17 protein-coding genes, 1 tRNA gene and 2 rRNA genes (1 of these 20 cut by a window edge) are annotated in these 20013 nt (G+C 60.4%); 6 read left to right on the forward strand and 14 right to left on the reverse strand.

The annotated features are described in order from the left end of the window. The 4 genes from RTCIAT899_RS00325 to RTCIAT899_RS00340 all read left to right on the forward strand — a co-directional run. Window positions 1-1932 (forward strand): 23S ribosomal RNA (locus tag RTCIAT899_RS00325); it begins 962 nt to the left of the window's first position. Between the two features lie 270 nt (window positions 1933-2202). Further along, a 5S ribosomal RNA gene (gene rrf, locus RTCIAT899_RS00330) occupies window positions 2203-2317 on the forward strand. A gap of 357 nt (window positions 2318-2674) precedes the next feature. Next, window positions 2675-2751: transfer RNA gene (locus tag RTCIAT899_RS00335), tRNA-Met, on the forward strand. 175 nt (window positions 2752-2926) lie between these two features. Next, window positions 2927-3313 (forward strand): hypothetical protein, encoded by a 387-nt coding sequence (locus tag RTCIAT899_RS00340; protein WP_051043245.1) that lies wholly within the window; start codon window positions 2927-2929, stop codon window positions 3311-3313. A gap of 56 nt (window positions 3314-3369) precedes the next feature. Here the strand turns inward: RTCIAT899_RS00340 and RTCIAT899_RS00345 are convergent, their stop codons facing one another. From RTCIAT899_RS00345 to RTCIAT899_RS00390, 9 genes are all read right to left on the reverse strand, one after another. Further along, complete coding sequence (locus RTCIAT899_RS00345; RefSeq protein WP_041677141.1) at window positions 3370-3642, reverse strand: hypothetical protein; 273 nt, start codon at window positions 3640-3642, stop codon at window positions 3370-3372. Between the two features lie 259 nt (window positions 3643-3901). Next, entirely contained in the window at window positions 3902-4534 is a 633-nt protein-coding gene (locus RTCIAT899_RS00355; protein WP_015338229.1) for an outer membrane protein, read from the reverse strand. A 385-nt stretch (window positions 4535-4919) separates the two neighbouring features. Then, window positions 4920-6137, reverse strand: a complete 1218-nt coding sequence (locus tag RTCIAT899_RS00360; protein WP_015338230.1) for an MFS transporter — start codon at window positions 6135-6137, stop codon at window positions 4920-4922. A 148-nt stretch (window positions 6138-6285) separates the two neighbouring features. Beyond that, window positions 6286-7350 (reverse strand): ABC transporter ATP-binding protein, encoded by a 1065-nt coding sequence (locus RTCIAT899_RS00365; RefSeq protein ID WP_015338231.1) that lies wholly within the window; start codon window positions 7348-7350, stop codon window positions 6286-6288. Continuing rightward, a complete protein-coding gene (locus RTCIAT899_RS00370; RefSeq protein WP_015338232.1) occupies window positions 7347-8276 on the reverse strand; it encodes a PfkB family carbohydrate kinase in 930 nt (309 codons plus the stop codon). The genes RTCIAT899_RS00365 and RTCIAT899_RS00370 overlap by 4 nt, the downstream gene beginning before the upstream one ends. Beyond that, on the reverse strand, window positions 8277-9299 hold the full coding sequence (locus RTCIAT899_RS00375; protein ID WP_015338233.1) for an SIS domain-containing protein: 1023 nt from the start codon (window positions 9297-9299) through the stop codon (window positions 8277-8279). Continuing rightward, the gene (locus RTCIAT899_RS00380) at window positions 9296-10141 is read right to left on the reverse strand and encodes a carbohydrate ABC transporter permease (RefSeq protein WP_015338234.1); all 846 of its coding nucleotides are present in this window, start codon (window positions 10139-10141) and stop codon (window positions 9296-9298) included. Before RTCIAT899_RS00380 ends, RTCIAT899_RS00375 begins: the two co-directional genes overlap by 4 nt. Continuing rightward, window positions 10141-11025, reverse strand: coding sequence for a carbohydrate ABC transporter permease (locus tag RTCIAT899_RS00385; protein ID WP_015338235.1), 885 nt, complete (start codon window positions 11023-11025; stop codon window positions 10141-10143). Before RTCIAT899_RS00385 ends, RTCIAT899_RS00380 begins: the two co-directional genes overlap by 1 nt. Before the next feature lie 74 nt (window positions 11026-11099). Further along, a complete protein-coding gene (locus tag RTCIAT899_RS00390; RefSeq protein WP_015338236.1) occupies window positions 11100-12338 on the reverse strand; it encodes an extracellular solute-binding protein in 1239 nt (412 codons plus the stop codon). A 232-nt stretch (window positions 12339-12570) separates the two neighbouring features. Here RTCIAT899_RS00390 and RTCIAT899_RS00395 point away from each other — a divergent pair, with 232 nt between their 5' ends. Beyond that, on the forward strand, window positions 12571-13773 hold the full coding sequence (locus RTCIAT899_RS00395) for an ROK family transcriptional regulator (protein ID WP_015338237.1): 1203 nt from the start codon (window positions 12571-12573) through the stop codon (window positions 13771-13773). Window positions 13774-13776: 3 nt separating this feature from the next. Here the strand turns inward: RTCIAT899_RS00395 and RTCIAT899_RS00400 are convergent, their stop codons facing one another. Beyond that, window positions 13777-14112 (reverse strand): DUF6665 family protein, encoded by a 336-nt coding sequence (locus tag RTCIAT899_RS00400; protein ID WP_041677752.1) that lies wholly within the window; start codon window positions 14110-14112, stop codon window positions 13777-13779. A gap of 254 nt (window positions 14113-14366) precedes the next feature. Here RTCIAT899_RS00400 and RTCIAT899_RS00405 point away from each other — a divergent pair, with 254 nt between their 5' ends. After that, entirely contained in the window at window positions 14367-14900 is a 534-nt protein-coding gene (locus RTCIAT899_RS00405; RefSeq protein ID WP_015338239.1) for a methylated-DNA--[protein]-cysteine S-methyltransferase, read from the forward strand. Window positions 14901-14996: 96 nt separating this feature from the next. Here the strand turns inward: RTCIAT899_RS00405 and RTCIAT899_RS00410 are convergent, their stop codons facing one another. The 4 genes from RTCIAT899_RS00410 to RTCIAT899_RS00425 are packed head-to-tail and all read right to left on the reverse strand — an operon-like array spanning window position 14997 to window position 19849. Further along, complete coding sequence (locus RTCIAT899_RS00410; protein WP_015338240.1) at window positions 14997-17000, reverse strand: aldo/keto reductase; 2004 nt, start codon at window positions 16998-17000, stop codon at window positions 14997-14999. A 51-nt stretch (window positions 17001-17051) separates the two neighbouring features. After that, a complete protein-coding gene (locus tag RTCIAT899_RS00415; protein ID WP_015338241.1) occupies window positions 17052-18140 on the reverse strand; it encodes an ABC transporter ATP-binding protein in 1089 nt (362 codons plus the stop codon). Between the two features lie 15 nt (window positions 18141-18155). Continuing rightward, window positions 18156-18992, reverse strand: coding sequence for a carbohydrate ABC transporter permease (locus RTCIAT899_RS00420; protein ID WP_015338242.1), 837 nt, complete (start codon window positions 18990-18992; stop codon window positions 18156-18158). Then, window positions 18989-19849 (reverse strand): carbohydrate ABC transporter permease, encoded by an 861-nt coding sequence (locus tag RTCIAT899_RS00425; protein ID WP_015338243.1) that lies wholly within the window; start codon window positions 19847-19849, stop codon window positions 18989-18991. The genes RTCIAT899_RS00420 and RTCIAT899_RS00425 overlap by 4 nt, the downstream gene beginning before the upstream one ends. Window positions 19850-20013 lie beyond the last annotated feature (164 nt).

The raw sequence follows: 20013 nt of genomic DNA on the forward strand, positions 1-20013 counted from the left end.
AGGTAGAGCGTCTGACGAATACCCCCGGGGGTAGAGCACTGGATGGGCTATGGGGACTCACCGTCTTACTGATCCTAACCAAACTCCGAATACCGGGGAGTACTATCAGGCAGACACACGGCGGGTGCTAACGTCCGTCGTGAAAAGGGCAACAACCCTAACCTCCAGCTAAGGTCCCCAAGTCATGGCTAAGTGGGAAAGGATGTGAGGATCCCAAAACAACCAGGATGTTGGCTTAGAAGCAGCCATCATTTAAAGAAAGCGTAACAGCTCACTGGTCTAGTCAAGGGTCTTTGCGCCGAAAATGTAACGGGGCTGAAGCCATGCACCGAAGCTGAGGATTCCTCTTTGAGGAGTGGTAGCGGAGCGTTCCGTAAGCTGATGAAGGGGTACCCGTGAGGGGCCCTGGAGGTATCGGAAGTGCGAATGTTGACATGAGTAACGATAAAGAGGGTGAGAGACCCTCTCGCCGAAAGACCAAGGGTTCCTGCTTAAAGTTAATCTGAGCAGGGTTAGCCGGCCCCTAAGACGAGGCGGACACGCGTAGTCGATGGGAACCACGTTAATATTCGTGGGCCTGGTGGTAGTGACGGATTGCTTAACTTGTTCACACTTATTGGATTGTGTGGGCGGGGACGCGGTTCCAGGAAATAGCTCCACCGTATAGACCGTACCCGAAACCGACACAGGTGGTCAGGTAGAGTATACCAAGGCGCTTGAGAGAACTATGTTGAAGGAACTCGGCAAATTGCACGCGTAACTTCGGAAGAAGCGTGACCCTTATATGCGCAAGCATGTGAGGGTGGCACAGACCAGGGGGTAGCGACTGTTTACCAAAAACACAGGGCTCTGCGAAGTCGCAAGACGACGTATAGGGTCTGACGCCTGCCCGGTGCTGGAAGGTTAAGAGGAGGGGTGCAAGCTCTGAATCGAAGCCCCAGTAAACGGCGGCCGTAACTATAACGGTCCTAAGGTAGCGAAATTCCTTGTCGGGTAAGTTCCGACCTGCACGAATGGCGTAACGACTTCCCCGCTGTCTCCAACATAGACTCAGTGAAATTGAATTCCCCGTGAAGATGCGGGGTTCCTGCGGTCAGACGGAAAGACCCCGTGCACCTTTACTATAGCTTTACACTGGCATTCGTGTCGGCATGTGTAGGATAGGTGGTAGGCTTTGAAGCAGGGACGCCAGTTCTTGTGGAGCCATCCTTGAAATACCACCCTTATCGTCATGGATGTCTAACCGCGGTCCGTTATCCGGATCCGGGACAGTGTATGGTGGGTAGTTTGACTGGGGCGGTCGCCTCCGAAAGAGTAACGGAGGCGCGCGATGGTGGGCTCAGACCGGTCGGAAATCGGTCGTCGAGTGCAATGGCATAAGCCCGCCTGACTGCGAGACTGACAAGTCGAGCAGAGACGAAAGTCGGTCATAGTGATCCGGTGGTCCCGTGTGGAAGGGCCATCGCTCAACGGATAAAAGGTACGCCGGGGATAACAGGCTGATGACCCCCAAGAGTCCATATCGACGGGGTTGTTTGGCACCTCGATGTCGGCTCATCGCATCCTGGGGCTGGAGCAGGTCCCAAGGGTTTGGCTGTTCGCCAATTAAAGCGGTACGTGAGCTGGGTTCAGAACGTCGTGAGACAGTTCGGTCCCTATCTGCCGTGGGTGTAGGAATATTGACAGGATCTGTCCCTAGTACGAGAGGACCGGGATGGACATATCTCTGGTGGACCTGTTGTCCTGCCAAGGGCATAGCAGGGTAGCTATATATGGAATGGATAACCGCTGAAGGCATCTAAGCGGGAAACCAACCTGGAAACGAGTGTTCCCTATCAGAGCCGTGGAAGACGACCACGTTGATAGGCCGGGTGTGGAAGTGCGGCAACGCATGAAGCTTACCGGTACTAATAGCTCGATTGGCTTGATCGTTCCCATTGCCAGTGCTCATCAAACAAGTTTGATGAGGCAATAGGATGTAGGCAGTAGGCAATAGTCGCCTCTGCGTAGCATCCAAGACGTGTTCAAATAAAAAAATCCAGCTTCTCAAAATGTCCATGCATAAGCATGAACAACAGGCCTCCGTATGGGCGGCTGATGTCCCCTTCGAGCGACGAGCGAGAAGGAAAGGCATATCAGCCCAGAAAGAGCAACTTGTTAGTCCATGCGTTCCGCATGGACTAACAAGTTGCGCTTTGCCGACCTGGTGGTTATGGCGGGGTGGCTGCACCCGTTCCCTTTCCGAACACGGCCGTGAAACGCCCCTGCGCCCATGGTACTTCGTCTTAAGACGCGGGAGAGTAGGTCGCTGCCAGGTCTGCCAAACGCAACTCAGGCTAAATCGATGAAATCGATTTATGCCTCCGGGCTAAATTGCCAAGCAATTTATGCCTCCAGGCTAAATCGCTTCAGCGGTTTATACGTCACAAAATCTTCTCGTCACACTCTGAAATACGGCCAAGCCGTGTTACAATAGGCCGCTTAACGCGGCCTTTGTCGCTTCTGAAAACAGATGTTCAAGGTGGGTTAACCCCGAAAAGGTGCCCGCCTAACACGAGACAAATCCTGCGGATTTGCTCGGATGACGCAAGTTGGTAAACCAACTTGCTGTGGTGAGACAAACTCTGCGAGTTTGCTCACGCGCGATAAACCGCTCTGCGGTTTACGCTGGTGACGCGGGGTGGAGCAGCCCGGTAGCTCGTCAGGCTCATAACCTGAAGGCCGCAGGTTCAAATCCTGCCCCCGCAACCAATCCTTTCCAATCACAAAGATTAGATATCCAGCGCGCGAAGCCTCCAGCGTCAATCGCGATGCTAGACCAGCGGGTGCCAGACAAAAGCGGCTGACGCCGGAAAGCGCAATGCTGCCGTAATCCATGAGACGTACCTCTGCCGGCAATCTCTCTCCAGTTGCAAAGGACGTTCTGATGCCTGCCATTCGCATGAAGCAGCTCCCCCATGGAATTGCTGCGCTCATAGTCCCGCTGATTCTGTCGGCATGTGCCTCGCAGATCATGAAGAGCTATATTGGCGCGCCGATCAACAGCGTGATGCTAGACTATGGTCCGCCGGATAATGTCTATGATCTAGGCCCGGGCGCGCGTGCCTATCAATGGCGCAAGCAGAAGACGCAGGTGGTGTCAGGCCAATCCAGCGGCGAAATCCGGGATACGCGTCGCGGCGAACGTTACGAAGTCACCGAAACGCCCGGCTATGTCGAGCATACGGAATGTTTCTACACCTTCTATACTCGAGGCTCCGGTCCCGATTGGTATGTAACCAGTTTTCGCCAACCTTCGCTTGAATGCGAATAAATCCCCTAGCTGTCCAGCGGAAGCCGGATGATTCCGCTGGACAGCTAGGGACCAACTCAATCCCGACCTGGTTCGTCAATTTTGCCCCAGCGCCAACGCCATGGGGCATCGCTTTTCCACCAGGCAACGAAAAGCAGCGATGCCGTCGGGACGATGATCGCTGTGGCGTAGCCGATCGGATGACTATCCGCATTAGGCCCGCCGACGAAGATAAAGGCCATCAGCACCAGCGCATAGATAACAAGCGCCATCCAGCCCTGCCAGCAGCAAGGCCGGCCGACTCCGTAACCATAGGCTTTGACATGGAACCACGGGGCTTGGTTTCTCATGTGGTCGGATCCTCCGGCGGATCAGTCATTGTTCCGCTGCCACCAGGACTGTCCGGCAACTTTAGGGCAACTGCGAGACCGCCGATCGTGCGAAGCGCGATGGCAGCGAATGGTTCGATTGCGTACGGATAACGCGGCTGACTTTCATGATCGAAAGCGGCGAAAGCGCTGATTTGGGGTTCGATCAGCCACCTCCGTCGCTCTCCGTCAGGCCCGCTCTGGCTTGAAAAAAAGCGTGCCGACCTCGGCAGACCGGGCATCAGAAGCGATAGTTCAGGCCGGCCTTGATGACGTGATCGCGCAGATCGGTCTTCGACTTGCCGCTCGATGTCATCGTGGAGACGTCGTTGGTCATGACATAGTTATATTCGATTTTGGCCGACAGACCGCCGCCGAAGCCCTGTTCGACGCCGCCGCCGACAAGATAGCCCTGCTTGCAGCCGCTCGAGGTGGAAACGCCCTTGCCGCCTTCGAATTTCGTCATCGTCAGACCCGCGGTGCCATAGACCAGCGTGCGGTCGAAGGTCAGGCCGGCCTTGGCCTTGGCGGCGCCGCGGAAACGCTCTTCCACCTTGCCGTTCGGTACGTGCAGTTCGTTGTTTCCGAGATAGGAGCCTTCCAGTTCGGCGCCGACGATGCCTGGCCCCACCTGGAAATTGTAGCCGGCTTGCAAGCCACCGGTCAGCCCCTTGCCGCTGGCAAAGGGGTTGAACTTCGGTGAGGCGACGCCGCCATGGGCGCCGAAATAGGCGCCGCTCCACTGAAAGGCCGACTGCCTGTCATAGGCGGAGGCATCAGGGGCCTGATAGGTGGCGAGATCGGCGGCTGATGCATTGTTTGCGGCCGCTATGGCCAGAGCCGCGAACAGGAAAGATTTTACGCTGAGTGACATTGCTAACTCCATACGAAACCCATGCGTCATTATCGACGCTCGCAAGGTCTCTGTTGCGTTGGAGAACCGGACATTGGTTCCTACTGCTCTCCGGGACCGACCGCCTTGGGAACCCGGTCGTATTCAGGAGATGGAGGTCATTTTGCCGGTGAGAATTGCGAGTACATTGCAGGATTGAAAATATTTAGAAATTATCCAGTATTTTTAGATAGTTGCTACTGTTTCCTTAACTATTTGTTAAGGTCTGGCAGTCGGAGCGTCGTTATGGGTATGCAGAACCTTCGTCCGTTGCCTTGACGATGGCGTCTCTACCAATCTCGATCGTGAAGTTCGCTTCCTGACCGATTAGCATCCTTGCGCGCAGTCTACCTGCCCATCCTTCGTTTTAGTCGACTGCTTGCGGCTCCTCATCATGAACGAATTCCAACCACGCCGCGCCGACGGCCGCACCCAGCGACAGCAAGAATGCCAGAAAGACGCAGGCCGTGCGAAACGAGGTCAGACCCATCGCAGCGCCCGTCAGCATGTATTCGACCGGCAGGAATAGCAGAGCGATCGAATAGGAAAGACCCATCACATGGGGTCGGTAGTCGCGTGGCGGCTTTAATTGCAGGATCGCGGCGAAGGCGGGCGAAAGCCAGCCGTTCGCCAATCCGGCGACAAGACCGGCCACCATCATCGTCATCGGCGAAATCTCGATCCATAGAATGCCCATCGAAAGCGCCAGGCCGAGCAGAGCCTTGGAAACGATAGCCGTAGGCGCCGGTAAAGCATGGCGCGATGCGAGATGCAGGTTCATCATGATCGTGCCCGTCGCCGATGCTGCAATGAAGAGCCCGAGCCACGCCACCGATTCGCCCTGCAGGCGCAGGGCGGCCGGCACGATGAAAATCTGCAGCACCATGAAGAAGCCGAGCGCCGCACTTGCGCAAAGAGCGAATGGCAAAGACACGGCTGCAGTGCGGAACCGCCTGCCGGCGCGGAGGATATCGCCAAGCTTCGGCGCCGGCCCCAGCCGGAACCGCGGCAGGCTGAAAGACAGCAGCATCATGGCGATAAAATTGCCGATTGCGATCCACCATGCCGCATCCTTCGGGCCGATGACGGCAATGATGAAAGCGCTGGCGGCAGAAGCCGTCAACAGCAAGAGGCCATCGATCGTATCGTCGATGGAAACTGCGGCGGCTGATGACAGCCTCGAAAGTCGCGCGATTTCCGGCGTCTTCGCCTCGGTGGCGACAGTCGCCGGACCGTCGAGGATCGACCCCGCAAAGCTGAGAAGTAGGAAGGTGCCCGGATGCAGGAAATCCGCCATATAGAGGATCGCGATCATCAGCGACGCCAGCATGCCGATCTTCGCGGAGATGAGCGCGGTGTGGCGCGTGCCCAGCATCTCCGCCACATAGCCGCCAAAGACCATGCCGATCAGAAGAACCATGCCGTTCACGAAAGCGATCAGCGCCATACACACGACGCTGCGGGTGAGATCGTACATGATCCAGGGATAGAGGACGGCTGCAAAGGCGTGGCTGGAATTCAGAGCGACATTGCTCAATTGAAGCCCGACGAAAGGCCATCGCACGCGGCGTTGAAGTTGAAACACGGCTCTTTCCTGACGATCGTTTGCATTGTCAGGTTCGGCGCTCCGCCTTGCGGCAACATTACGGAAATAAAATTAATACGGCTGGCACCGGAGATTGCTGTGGTTGCCGGTACCACCCTCAGCGATCCTGTTTCCGGGGTGCGAAGATCTATTCACAGCGCTGGCCCGTCGCGCGATCGAAGAGATGCAGCGCACTAGCGTCGAAGCCGAGCTTGAACGTCTGTCCTTCGGCAATGGCGGTGCGAGGCGGCAGGCAGGCCATCAGCCGCTGCGAACCCGCCTTCGCGGTCACGATCAGTTCAGGCCCGGTCAATTCCGCCACTTCGCAGACGGCTTCGAGCTTGCCGCCCTCATCGAGATGCAGGGTTTCCGGCCGGATGCCGATGACCACCTCCTGGCCTTGGTTGATCGCCGGTTTCGTCGACGGCATCGGCAGGGTGATCGAGGTGCCGTCGATGCGGAGCGAACCCTGGTCGGCGGTCGCGTTCAAAAGGTTCATCGGCGGCGCACCGACGAAGGTCGCGACGTAAAGTGTTGCCGGATGATTGTAGATTTCGTCCGGCGTGCCGAGCTGCTCGATCCGGCCGTCGCGCATCACGGCGATGCGGGTTGCGAGCGTCATTGCCTCGATCTGGTCGTGCGTCACATAGACCACGGTTGTCTTCAGCATCTGGTGCAGCCGCTTCAGCTCGGTGCGCATCTCCATGCGCAATTTGGCGTCGAGATTGGAGAGGGGTTCATCGAAGAGGAAGATCTCCGGCTTGCGCACCAGCGCCCGGCCGATCGCCACGCGCTGGCGCTGGCCGCCGGAAAGCTGGCTCGGCTTGCGCTCCAAAAGCGGCTCGATCTGCAATAGCTTCGCCGCTTCGCGCACCGCCTTATCACGCTCGGCGGCAGGCACCTTGCGCATTTCCAGGCCAAAGCCGATGTTGCGGTGAACCGAGAGGTTTGGATAGAGCGCGTAGGACTGGAATACCATGGCGATATCCCGATCCTTCGGGTGTACGCCGAGCACGGAGCGATCGCCGATGCGGATATCCCCGCTCGTCGCCTCGGCAAGCCCGGCGATGATGTTCAGAAGCGTGGACTTGCCGCAGCCGGACGAGCCGAGCAGCACCAGGAACTCGCCGCTTTCAAGCGAAATATCGATGCCCTTCAGGGTCTCCACTTCGCCGTAGCTCTTGCGGATGTTCTGGATTTCGAGCGCGCTCATTGAACGGCCTCCTCGGATGCTTGGGCCGGGCCGTAGCTGCGCGGCAGAGTGGAAATGGCGCGGGACGCGACCGCGGTTCCCGCAGAAAGGCAGGCAGCAGTCGGCTCGCCGCGGGCAAGGGCGGCCAGGAAGCTGGCATTGAAGACATCGCCGGCGCCGATCGTATCGACCACCGTGACTTTTGGCGCCGTAGCCGAAACGAGCCTGCCGTCAGCATTGATGGCGATCGCGCCGTCCGGGCCGCGCTTGACGACGAAGATGGCGCCTTGTGGCATCAGCGCGTGGAGCGCGCGAGCGGCTTCGGCCGGATCGTCCATGCCGGCTAAGGTTGTCGTCTCGACCTCGTTCATGAGTGCCACGCCGCAGCGGGAAAGCCAGCGCCGCGTGGCGTCGCAATTCTCTTTAGTCCAGCCGTCCAGCGGCCAGCCTGTGTCGAGCGCGACGGTGATCCGGTGCTTGTCAGCCCAGTCGAACAGGACATCGTAATCCCGCGTGAGATCTTCTGTGAGGAAGGCGCCGCAGAGCAGCGCATAGCCGCCGGCAAGTTTCTCGCCATCGAGAACCGCAAGTACGTCATTGAGATTGAACCTTGGCAGGTGGCCACGCGTCGTGAAGAAGGTGCGCTCCCCATCGGGATGGGTGATGCCGACCGAGAGTGTCGTGCCCTCCGGCCTGACGGGCCACTTGCTGCTGCGTGCGCCGAAGGCTTCGCTGAGCCAGCGTCCGAACTGGTCGCTGCCGACATTGGCCGCGATCTCGTAATCGACGCCGAGGCCCTCCCAGGCGAGCGCGCTGTTGCCCGCCTGGCCGCCGACGCGCAGCTCGTCGTGATCGACGATGATCTCCGTGCCGGCCTTCGGCCATGGTGCCGCCGGCCCGAGGATCAGGTCGATATTGACGTTGCCGATGACTGCAAGCGGCTTCATTCATTCGCTCCGAGTGATCTTGGTGGAGCGCACCGGCGTGCCGGCATTCTCCACTCGCTCGTCGGCAAAGGCGATCATCAGCGACTGAGCGACGGGCAGCATCTGGAAGATGGCGGCAAGGCCACTTTCAGGTTTGAAGCGCAGGGTGATGCAGCCGGGCACCGGCCCATTTTCCGAGCCGTCGAAGACGATGACCGGCGCGCCGGTTTCGAGCGCGGAAACGGCCATGGCCGTCACGAGGCCGGCCGTCGCATCATTGCCACGGAAGAGGATGACGCCGACCAAGGACCCGAGCATTTCCATCGGACCATGGCGCAGCTGGCCACCTTCAAGCGAGAAGCAGGGACGACGGGAAAGTTCGGTGAGACCGAGTGCCAAGGCCTCGGCAACGCCTTGCAGGCGGCGGCCTGAGGTGACGATCGTCGCGACGTTGGCGAGGGCCGCAAGCGCCGGCTTGATATCGAGCGTTTCAGGCGTACGAAGCACGGCGAGCGCAGGCGCTGGATCCTGCCCGAGTGCGGCGAAGATCGCCAGATGCAGCGCGAAGGTGACGGTGAGGCTGCGGGTTGCCGCAAAGGCAAGCTCGGTGCCGCCCGCGCCGACGAGAGAAGGCGCGGTTTTGGCAAGGAAGGAGCTGCCCTCCAACGTCAGGCCGAAAGTCTCCGCGGTGCCGCCCGTCTCATTGAACCAGCGCACGACCTCGGCGCTTTCGCCGGATTGCGAGGTCATGAAGATCGTGCGGCCCTCCAGCGACAGCGGCTGGCCGAGCTGTTCGGAGAGCGGCAGGGCGATCGCATCGATGCCCGCTGCACGATAGAGCGGCTCGACGGCGCGGTTGACGGCATGCGAGCCGCCCATGCCGAGCAGCAGCAGCTTACCGGTACGCTTCAGCGAGACGGCGGCCTTGGCGGCCATATCAGCTGAAGCCTCGAAGGAGGCAAGCGCATCCGCATGCTGGCGAGCCATTTCGCGGTCGATGGCGGCAAGGCCGGCGGGGCGTGTTTTCTCTGCGGTCATGTTCATCCCTTGACGCCGCCATTGGTCAGCCCCGAGATCAGGGCACGTTGCATGACAAGGCCGATCAGCACCGGGGGCAGGGCGGCCAGCACACCGGCAGTCGCGATCAGTCCGTAATCCGAGACACGACCGCCGGCGAGATCCGCTATGGCGACGGTGAGGGTCTTGGCGCGCTGGTCGGAGGTAAAGAGCAGCGCATAGAAGAATTCATCCCAGGCAAGCAGGAAGGCGAAGAGCGCCGAAGTCGCCATCACGGGCATGGCAAGCGGCAGCGTGATGATCTTCAGCGTCTGGAACAGCCCGGCGCCGTCGATCATCGCCGCGGCCTCGATTTCCTTCGGGATGGAATCGAAGCCGGATTTCATCAGCCAGGTCGTGAACGGCGCAAGAATCGTCAGATAGACGAGCGCCAGGCCGAAGACGTTGTTGAGCAGGCCGAGATAGGCAAGCCCCATATAGAGCGGCACGGCGAGCGCCACCGGCGGCAGCATATAGGTGGCGATGACCATGGAGAGCGACCACCCGACGGACGGCGTGCGCGACACGGCCCAGCCGGCGGGAATGGCGAGCGCGATTGCCGCGATGGTCGCCATGCCTGCTACTTCGATGCTGTTGCGCAGCGACGAGGTGAAGGCGGCGCCCTCGCTGTTTTCCAGCGTCGAGAGCAGCACCTTGTAGCGTGAGAAATCTGCCGTCTGCGGCCACCAGCGTAAAGGCTTGGCGGCAAGATCGGCAGCCGGCGAAATGCTCATGATGAAGAGCCAGGCGATCGGCGCCAGGATGACGACGGCGAGCAGGATGGCGCAGATGTAGATGAAGCAGGTGAAAAGCGGGCTCTGGCGTTCCATCAGGTGGCACTCCCTGCGGTCTTACGGACAAGGGCGGCATAGGCCGCGGCAAGCACCGTGACCAGCAGTGTGACGATGAGAGCAAGCGACGCGCCAGACCCCGCCCGCTGGAAGGAGAAGGCTTCCTGGTAGACAAGGATCGACAGCGTGCGCGTGCTGTTTGCCGGGCCGCCGCGGGTCATCACCCAGATGATATCGAAGACCTTGAAGGCCTCGATTGTGCGCAGCACCAGTGCCACCATCAGCGGCCCGACCAAATAGGGGAGGATCACGAAACGGAAACGCTTGAAGGGGCCGGCGCCATCGACCAGCGAGGCGGCGGTGATATCGCGCGGTACCGCCTGCAGGGCGGCGAGAGCAATCAGCGCCACCAGCGGGAAATTCTTCCAGCAGTCGGCAACGATGAGCGCCGTCAGCGCCGTGCCCGGTTCGCCGAGCCAGGAGCGATAGGCGTCGATGAGGCCAAGCTGGGTGAGGGCTGCGTTCAACGCGCCATATTCGGGATTGTAGATCAGCCGCCAGAGCGTCGCGTTGACGACGGTCGGCAGCGCCCAGGGCAGGATCATCAGCGCGCGCAGCACGCCGCGACCCCTAAAATCCTGGTTCAGCAGCAGTGCGGCGAGTACACCGAGCACCATTTCGGCGGCAACGGAGATGATCGCGAACCAGGCCGTGGTGATCAGGGTCCGCTGGAAATTGGAGTTCGCCAGCATCTTCGCATAGTTGTCGATGCCGACGAAATTGCCGCCGGTGCCGACAAGCTTTGCATCGGTGAAAGAAAGGCCGACCGTGTCGACGAGAGGCCAGCCGATGACTGCGATCATCACCACAAGCAGCGGCAGCATCAAAAGCCAGGCGCGAGTTGTCATAGAGGTGCCGGACATGGCAGGCCCCTTCTTTCATTCTTCATGGAGGATCAAGCGAGGCGGGCGGTGACTGGCACCGCCCGGCAAGAGTATCAGAGACCGCTATTGTCGGCAGCAGACTTCAACGCATCTTCCGGAGAAGACTGGCCGAGCAGCGATTCCTGAATCGCCTGCTGCAGTGCGGTCGACAGTTCCTGGTACTTCGGCGTCGTCGGACGCGGATACATGGCGGCGAGGCCGACCTTTGCGGCCGCGATCAGTTCTTCCTGGCCCTTGGTGACGGCCGGATCGCTATAGGACGACGCCCAGATCGGCAGGCTGAGCTTGGCATACTGGTTCTGCGTCGCCTGCGAGGTCATGAAAGTGATGTACTTCCAGGCTTCGTCCGGATGCTTGCTGGCGGACGTGATGCCAAGGCCCATGGAGCCATTGACTGCGGAAGCCTCGCTCTTGCCGGCAACGCCCGGAGCCGGAACGACGCCGACCTTGCCCGCGACTTTGCTGTCCTTCGGGTCGTTGGCCATGTTGTACATGTAGGTCCAGTTCAGCGCAAAGGCGGCGTCGCCGTTTTCGAAGACCTTGCGGACGTCCTCTTCGAGGAATTCCTTCGAGTTCGGGTTGGTGAGGCCGGACTTGTAGCTGGTGACCATGTATTTCAGGGCATCGAGGCCGCCGCCGGTCTGGAAGTCCGGCTTGCCGTCCTTGATGAAGTCGCCCTTATAGGCGCTGACGAGCGTGGCATAGTCGCAGATCGCCGCTTCCGCCTGTGACCAGCTCCAGGCGATAGGTGTCGCGAGAAGACCCTTGTCCTTGATGATCTTCGCCTGTTCGTTCAGCTCGTCCCAAGTCTTCGGCGGCGTCTTGATGCCGGCCTTTTCCAGGATTTCCTTGTTGTAGAACAGGTACTTGGTATCGAGGATCCAGGGCATGCCATAAGACTTGCCCTCATACTGGACCGTCGTCCAGGCGCCCGGCAGCACGCTCTTCTTCGTGTCGTCGGAGATGCGCAAGGAAACGTCGACCAGAACCTTGTTGGTCGCGTATTCGGCAGGCCAGATCACGTCGAAGAGCACGACGTCGTAGCCGCCGCCAGAGCCTTGAGCGAGCACGGTCTTGTCGTGCAGGCCTTCGTAAGGAACGAATTCGAGGTTGACCTTGACGTCCGGATTGGCCTTGGAGAAGGCATCCGTCATGGCGCGCACATCGGCTTCGCTATAGGCAGCCTGCGCCATGAAGAGGGCATTGATCGTGGTTTCGGCAAAGGCGTGCGAGGCGAAGGATACGCCGATCAGCGCTGCGCCGAGCAATGTCTTGTTCAATGATTTCAACATTCCATCCTCCGGTTTTTTTGACAGTCACGCGATTTTTCCAATGGCGGCTGAAGCGTCGCCATCGGTTGTCGAGCAGGCAATTGGCCGGGCTGGCCGCCGAGCATCGATCGGCGCGTCTTGGAACCATAAGGTTCCGGTCTGTTCCCTGATGAAACTCTGTGGTTTCTTTTAAGTCAATTGTCTTGACTAATTTGTTCTTCAATATTCTATTGCTGTCAAGAGGCAAAAACAGATGAATGATATTCGCCCGATCAGGGCTACGAGCGGAACGAACCACGAGGGCACCAGCGCCCATAACCGGCGGGTGATCATCGACGCCCTTAGGCTGAACGGCGCGCTCTCCCGCGCCGACCTGGCACGCGCCACGCGCCTGACGAAACAGACGGTCTCCAACATCATGGAGGAGCTGGAAAACGACGGTCTCGTCACCTCGCGGGAAACGGTGCGCCGCGGCCGCGGCCAGCCCTCGACGCCCTATGGCCTCGTGCCGGAAGGTGCTTTCGCCATCGGCCTGCAAATCGACCGGCACACCACCCGCGCCATCGCCGTCGATCTCGTCGGCAATGTGCTGATCCGCAAGGAAGCGAACCTGCCGGCGGGTGGACCTGTCACCGGGGCGCCTGTCGTCCTGCAGCTCGTGGAGAATGTGCGCAGCGAACTGAAACAACGCGTGGCGCAGGCGGAGAAACGTCTCGTCGGTCTCGGCGTGGCGATGCCAGGTCCCTTCGGCATCGAGCAGGACGATGCCGACAATCCTTGGATGATGGGTGCCTGGCAGCGCTTTCCGCTGCTGGAAACGCTGTCGGCCGGAACCGGCCTCAACGTCACCCTGCAGAACGACGCCGCGGCCTGTGCGACCGCCGAGCGCATGGTCGGGGCCGCGCATGGGCTCGATCACGCCGTCTGCCTCTATGTCGGCTATGGTATCGGTGCCGGGCTGATCCTCGGCGGCGAGCTCTATAGCGGCGCCCATGGCAATGCCGGTGAAATCGGCATGGCGCTGCTGACGGCTGGCGGAAAACAGACCCAGCTTGAGCATCGCGCGTCGCTGGCTTCTCTGTATGATCACCTCGGCGTCGATCCGATGGCGCCGGACCTCTATTCGCTGATAGACAAGCGCGCTGCGGCAGAAGATCCGGATATTCTCGCCTGGATCGAAAGGGCAGCGATCGACCTGCGCTGGAGCGTGCAGCTTATCGAAACCATCTTCGATCCGCAGACGGTGATCCTCTGCGGCGGTGCGCCCATTGCGCTCGCAACGCGGCTGATTGCCGCCATGCAGCCGCTGCTGCCCTCCAATGCCGATCGTCCCGACCGATTGCTGCCGCGCCTGCAGCTCGGCATGACCGACCCTTGGGCTGTAGCGCGCGGTGCGGCGGCGGAGCCGATCGGCCACGCCTTCGATCCGCGTTTCCAGGCGATCTTGAAATCCTGATATTCAGGGGTGTCTCGGGCTGGCGCCGAGGCGCGCAAGCACCTTGTTCGGAATGCCATAGCGCTGAATGACGTCGCGGCCGTTGCGCAGGCCGCAGATCTCGCGATGGATGAACATTCCCCAGACGGCTTGCGCCGCGGTATCCACCAGCCGCTCGTGCTCGACACCCGCCTTGCCCTTGGCTTCGCCCTCCTGCAAGGCGGCAAGCGCCGCTTCCACCTTCATGCCATGATGGCCGAGTGTGCTGGCGCGCTCCGATAGCATCTCATACTCAAGGATGCCGAGCCCGGTGTCTTTGGTTTGCGAAGAATTGAAATTGCGTGGCGGGCGAACCGTCATATCGAGCTCCGCATGCTTGACGATCTGGCTTTCTGCGATTCTACACAATTCCAGCCCATTCCCCAAGCGTGCGCATGGAGGCTGCGTCATCTTGCAGCTGAGGACAGGAACCGGGAAATGCCGGGATTTTCTTGCCCACCGTCCGTTTTCGGGTGGTTGCGAGCGCTCATTTAAGGTCCAATACGGACATAAGCGCTCCATCTGAGGCAATCTCGTCCGATGCCATGAGCGCAATTCAAAGAAAGGATATCGGCATGACCAAAACTCCGAAAAATGCGCAGAAGCAATATATCTATCGGATCGTGAACTCGCCAGTTGGGGCTCTGAAGCTCGTCGGCAGCGATGATGGGCTTGCCGCGATCCTCTGGGACAATGATCGGCCGGGCCGCGTGCCGCTGCTGGTCGTCGCGGAAGACGAGAGCCATCCCGTGCTGTTGGAGACCGAGCGGCAGCTGCGCGAATATTTCGCCGGCGAACGACAGGTTTTCGATCTGCCGCTCGATTTTGCCGGAACGGAGTTCCAGCAGAAGGTATGGCAGGCTCTGCTCGCCATCCCCTTCGGCGAGACGCGCTGCTACAGCCAGATCGCAAGCGAGGTCGGTTCGGCAAAGGCGATCCGCGCCGTCGGCGCCGCCAATGGCCGCAACCCGATCTCGATCATCGCGCCCTGCCATCGCGTGGTGGGATTATCAGGCGATCTCCGGGGATTTGCCGGCGGTCTCGAGCGCAAGGCCTATCTGCTGCGCCTCGAAGGGGCTGATACGAAGACATTCGATTTCGCTGCCTGATCATTTGGCAATTATCAACGACGCATACGCAAAAGGCCCATCCGGTTTCCGGATGGGCCTTTTGCGTCAATAATGCCTTTGAACGTTAGGCCTGCCTCAGCCTTCGAGCCACTTCACCTGCTCCGGCGTCAGCTTGATGTCGAGCGCCGAAAGGCTGTCTTCCAGCTCGGCGATCGTGCGCGGGCCGATCAGCGGTATCACAGGGAAGGGTTGGGCGACGACATAGGCAAGCGCGATGTGGATCGGGTTGCGGCCGAGCTTCTGTGCCAGTTCGATCGCCCTGTCGCGGCGGCCGAAATTGCGGTCGGAATACCAGACGCGCACCAATTCCTCCTCGTCGCGCTTGTCGCGGCCGGCGCGGTCGGTGAAGAAACCGCGGCCCTGGCTCGACCAGGCGAAGTTGGGGATCTGCTTGGCATTGAGCCACGTTTTCCACTCATCGTCGGAGGCAGCGACGCATCCGGCCCAGATCGGATCGAGCATTTCCGCCAGCGAGAAGTTGTTGGAAAGTGCAGCCGGTGCCGTCTTGCCGTTCTTCTGAGCGTAGGCGATTGCCTCATCGAAGCGAGCGCGCGTCCAGTTCGAGCCGCCGAGGATGCCGCGGATGCGGCCGGCCTTCACCTCGGCATCCATCGCATCCACGAACTCGCCGACCGGAACGTCGGTATTGTCGCGGTGCATGAAGTAGATGTCGACATAGTCGGTCTTCAGGCGGTTAAGGGACTGGTCGAGCTGCTTGGCGATCACGTCCGGATAGCAAAGCGGCGAATGCGCGCCCTTGCCGATCAGCACGATCTCCTCGCGCGGCACGTTGCGGCTGGTGTGCCAGTCGCCGAAGATGCTCTCCGTCTTGCCGCCGCCATAGACATAGGCCGTGTCGAAGGCATTGCCGCCGGCTTCATAGAAGGCGTCGAGCGTCAGCGAAGCGGCTGCGAAATTCGGGAAGAACTCGAAGCCGAGCGTGACGAGCGATGCCGGCTTGGAGATGCCGGGAATGCTACGCTTCGGAACGCTGTTGCCCTTGGTGACGGTCGCGCCGGCGATGTTCTTCGTCCGCTTTGCCGCCTTCTCAACACCGTACTCGAGGCCGATCGAAGCGCGCCACTGGTCGAGCACCTTGAGATTGCCGATCGAATCGGCCCAGCTGATGCCGGGATAGGCGAATTCCTTTTGTCCGGCGCGGATGGCATCGCCGGCCGCATCGACTTCGAAGGAATAGAGCCAGCGATCCTCCTTGACCTCGCTCGTCTGGGTTTCGCCGCCCTTGATCACGTTGATCTTGCCGACGCCGCCCTTATGGCCGGAGGCGAACCAGAAGTCGGCAACCTCGATGCGGCCTTCGGAGCCGATGATGCGCAGCGTGTTGTCCTGGTTCGCCATGATCGAGCAGGATACTTCGGCGATGATGTCGTTCGGGAACTTCAGGACGGCGGAAGCCCATTCGTCGACGCCGGTCTGGCCGAGATGGCCGACGCCCGATACCTTTTCGGGATCGAGGAACGGCTTGCCGTCGACCGCGCCGGCGATCAGGCGGGCCATCGACACCGGATAGCCGCCGACATCGAGAATGCCGCCGCCGGCCATGTCATTGGCAAACAGCCGGTGTTCCGGATTGACCTTGCCCATATTGAAGCCGAACGAGGTGCGGATGATGCGCAGATTGCCGATCACGCCGCTCTGGACGAGCTCGATCAGCTTCGCCGTCTGCGGATGGACGCGATACATGAAGGCTTCGCCGGCGAAGACACCGGCTTTCTTGGCCTCGTAGTAGATGGCTTCCGCATCGAAGGCCGAGAGCGCGATCGGCTTTTCGACGAGCACATGCTTGCCGGCGCGGATCGCCTTGATCGCCCATTCGGCATGGCCGGTGTGCGGCGTGGCAATATAGATGGCGTCGATTTCCTTGTCGGCGAGCAGGGCTTCATAGCCATTGACGATGCGCGCGCCCGGGAAACCGTCGCCGAGACCCGGCTTGTCCGGATTGCGGCTGGCGATGGCCACCAGCTTGCCGCTGCGGGAATGGGCGATACCGTCGGCAAAAGTCTGTGCGATCCTGCCGGGGCCGATGATGCCCCAGCGGATTGGTGTCTCAGTGGTCATGGAACGATCCTTTCCTAAATCTGCATGCTGTCTTGGGAGTAAGGGCAGCGCCTACCGCAATCGGTTGCCGGCGCTGTCGAACAGGAATGTCTTGGCGGCCGATAGCGCCACGGTGAGCTTGTCGCGATTGCCCGTGTTGCGGGACTCCTCGCGCTCGATGACGATCTGCTCGCCGCCTTCGACGTTGGCGTAGATGTAGCTGGTATTGCCGAGATGCTCCGCGACGTCGACATCGACAGTCATGTCCACATCGCCGCGTCCGGCATCGAGGAAATGCTCGGGGCGGATGCCGAGCGTCACCGGCTGGCCGACTTCCAATTTTGCCGAGGAAACGGGCAATGTCAGGCGAACGTTGCGCTGACCCTTGAGCACGACGGCGATGCGGCCCTGCTGACTATCCGCGACCTCGGCCTGCAGGAAGTTCATTTTCGGCGAGCCGACGAAGCCGGCGACGAACTGGTTGGCCGGATCATCATAGAGATCGAGCGGCGCGCCCACCTGCTCGATGTTGCCGCCGCGCAGCACGACGATCTTGTCGGCGAGCGTCATGGCTTCCGTCTGGTCGTGCGTGACGTAGATCATCGTCGTGCCGAGCTTCTTGTGAAGGCGGGAGATTTCCACGCGCATCTGCACGCGCAGTTCGGCGTCGAGGTTAGAGAGCGGCTCGTCGAACAGGAATATCTGCGGTTCGCGCACGATGGCGCGGCCGATGGCGACGCGCTGGCGCTGGCCGCCGGAAAGCTGCTTCGGGCGGCGCTGCATGAGCTCTGATATCTGCAGGATCTCGGCCGCCTGCTTGACGCGGCGGTCGGTGTCGGCCTTCGGATTGCCGTTCATACGCAGGCCGAAATTGAGGTTCTGCTCGACGGTCAGGTGCGGATAGAGGGCATAGGACTGGAAGACCATGGCGATACCGCGATCGGCCGGCTCCACATCGTTGACGACGCGGCCGCCGATTTTCAGTTCGCCGCCGGAAATGTCTTCCAGCCCCGCGATCATGCGCAGCAGCGTGGACTTGCCACATCCGGACGGTCCGACGAAGACGACGAATTCGCCATCCTTCACCTCGAGATTGGCGCCGTGGATGATTTCCAGCGAACCGTAGCGTTTGACGATATTGGTAAGAGACAGTTCAGCCATACGGGTCTCCCGGAATTATTTGATTGCGCCGGCGGCAATGCCGGCGATGAAGTGGCGTTGCAGGAGAACGAAGATGATGAGGATCGGCGCCGTCAGCATCACGGCACCGGCCATGATGCCGCCCCAGGAGACCCTGGTGAGGCCGATCAGCGTTCCGAGCGCCACGGGCGCGGTCATCATTCCCGGCCGGGAGTTGATGAGCAGCGGCCAGAGATAATTGTTCCAGGAAGCCAGGAACAGGATGATGGCGAGCGCCGCCATGGTCGGCCTTGCGAGCGGCAAGGCGATGCGCAGGAAGATCTGCCACTCTTTGACGCCCTCGACGCGGGCTGCGTCAAAGAGTTCGCCCGGCATCATCGAGAAGGCCTGGCGCATGAAGAGCACGCCGAGCGAGTTGAAGAGCGGCGGTACGATCAGCGCAACCCACGTGTTCGCCAGCCCGAAATCGCGCGCCACCATGATGAATTGCGGAATGATGACGACGGAGTAGGGCAGCGTGATCGTGCCGAGGATGATGCCGATGACACCCGAACGGCCGGCGAACTGGTAGCGCGCCAGCGCCCATCCGGCCATCGACGTCAGCAACACCGACAGGCAAGTATAGACGACGGCAACGACGATGGAGATCGTCATCGCGCCGACGAAGTTGGTGTCGGCCTGCAGGTTCCGGAAGTTGTCCATGAAGCCGGTCGACGGCGTCAGGACGATGCCGGGGCTGAAAATGCCGTAATCGGGCATGGTCGAGAAGACGAACATCATCCAGATCGGAAACAGCCAGATGATGGCGAGCGGCGCCAGCAGGCCGTGCAAGGCGATCGAGCGGATCAGAGTGGATTTCGACTTTGATTTCATTTCGGTTCGCGCCCCACCCAGAGATTGAGAAGAGAGATGGCCACCGCAAGCGCCGCCATCGTATAGGCGATCGCAGAGGCGTAGCCGAAGTTGGTGGACTGGAAAGCCTGGCGATAGAGCAGCAGGCCGAGCGTTTCCGTGCCGCCGCCTGGGCCTCCTCTATTAGTGATCAGATATGGTTCGGTGAAGAGCTGCATTGTGCCGATGACGGACAGGACCACGCAGAAGAGGATGATCGGCTTCAGGAGCGGCAGGGTAATGTGAATGAACTGCTTGAAGCGGCTGACGCGGTCGAGGGTCGCGGCCTCGTAAACATCCTCGGGGATCGACTGCAGCCCCGAAAGGATGATGATGGCGTTGTAACCCGCCCAGCGCCAGGTGACGGCGATGACGATGAGTACCATTGCGGCATGCGAGTCGGCAAACCACGACACCGGCGCTATGCCCGCGCCGCCGAGCAACTTGTTGATGATGCCGAAGTCGACATTGAACATCAGGCGGAAGACGGCGGCATAGGCCACTTCTCCGACAACCACGGGCGCGAAGAAAGCAAAGCGAAAAATGCCACGCGCCTTCAGCAGCGGCGAATTCAGCAGCACCGCCATGACGGTGGCGAGCGTGATCATGACCGGCACCTGAACGATCAGGATGATCAGCGTATTTTCAAGCGCATTGTAGAATGCCGGATCGCCGAACAGCCGCCCCCAATTGAGCGACAGATTGAAGGTCCAGGGATTAACCCGGGTATTCTGGAACGAAATCAGGAACGAATCGACGATCGGCCAGACCCAGAAAGCGGCGAATACCAGAAGATAGGGTGCAAGGAACGCATAGGCGCTCCGGTTTCGCAACCGCATGAAAGCCTTCTCCTTTAGCGCAGGAAAATGATGCGTGACATCGCATCCCCGCCGCCCCCAAGAGCGTGACGCCGAAAAGTGTAGGCGGTTTTCGGACGACGTCAGGCTCTACTTCTTTGATTCTAGAGCGGCGGGGATGCCGGGCGCGGCTTGGGAGGCACGCC

Origin of the sequence: Rhizobium tropici CIAT 899, assembly GCF_000330885.1 — a bacterium.
Lineage (GTDB): Bacteria > Pseudomonadota > Alphaproteobacteria > Rhizobiales > Rhizobiaceae > Rhizobium > Rhizobium tropici.